Genomic DNA, 1,202 nt, shown 5'->3' with positions numbered 1-1,202 from the left:
CAAACAAAAGCTCCACAAGCAGTCACATGCGGCCAAGATGGTGTCCGCCGGGGAAGTCGACTTCGAAACCTTCCAGAAGGCCATTGAGGCGAACATCGCCGGAGCCGCATTGAAGTCGGGTAACACGACTGAGGGCGCTTTCGCGAACATGGGCGCCGCAATGGGCCGGTTCGGCGCGACCCTGATCCAGGACGTGTTCCCCGTCGCGAAGCTCGTTTTCAACGGGATCACGACCTTCTTCGATAACGCTGGTGGGAAGATCGCCCCCTTCGCCGAGGGCTTTGCCGGTGTCATCACGGGCAAGGTGGTGCCGGCCGCTACAGCGCTCATCGGGAAGGCCAGTGAGCTGACGGCGAAAATCCGTGAGCTGATCGCCAGCCCGTCTACGCAGCAGCTCAAGACGGACACGATGGACAGGCTCAGGTCCATCTTCGACAAGGTGGCGCAGGCGGCCAGGAATCTTGGTCCCGCGATCAAGGACATCGTGGGGTCCCTGTCGAAGGCATCTGCGACCATCGGGGTTTCCACGTGGCAGCTGCTGCTGGTCACGGTGGACGCGCTCGCGACCGTGACGAATGCGGTGCTGGTGCCAGCCATTCAGGCCCTGGCCAAATTGATGAAGGAACACCAGGGCACGGTCACGACGCTGGTCGGCGCGTACACGGCGTGGAAGGTCGCCGCGCTGGGGATCAAGGCTGCACGGTCCGCGATGGCCGCCTACCAGAGTGTCCTGCTCGCGGTGCGGTCTGCCCAGCAGGCGTATGCGTTCACCACCTACGGCATGGCGGCAGCGGAGGGCAAGCTGACACTGGCCCAGAAGGCCGGCGTGGTGGCTGCGAAGGCACAGGCGGCGGCGACGTGGCTGCTCAATGCCGCGATGAGCGCCAACCCGATCACCCTGATCGTCATTGCGATTGTGGCGCTGGTCGCCGCTTTCGTCATCGCGTACAAGAAGTCCCAGACTTTCCGGAATCTCGTTCAAGGCGCGCTGAAGGCTGTCGGCGATGCGGCCATGTGGCTGTGGAATTCCGCGATCAAGCCAGCTTTCGATGCTGTCGCTGGTGCGGCTGTCTGGCTGTGGACCAATGGCATCAAGCCTATGTGGGATGGCATCACGACGGCATTCAATGCCATCGCTGAAGTTGTCTCCTGGTGGTGGAATTCTGTCCTCAGCCCGATCTTCTCAGTTGTTTTTAGTTTAG

The 1,202-nt window shown here is 62.0% G+C and carries 1 pseudogene; it reads left to right on the top strand.

The features are described 5' to 3' along the window. Positions 1–1,202: pseudogene (locus tag ACMZ42_RS27200) on the top strand (hypothetical protein); the annotation flags it as partial.

Origin of the sequence: Lysinibacillus sp. NPDC056185, from assembly GCF_047737915.1 — a bacterium.
In the GTDB taxonomy this organism is placed as follows: domain Bacteria; phylum Bacillota; class Bacilli; order Bacillales_A; family Planococcaceae; genus Lysinibacillus.
Note: the sequence above shows the minus strand (reverse complement) of the source record. Positions and strands in the feature narration are given on the sequence as shown.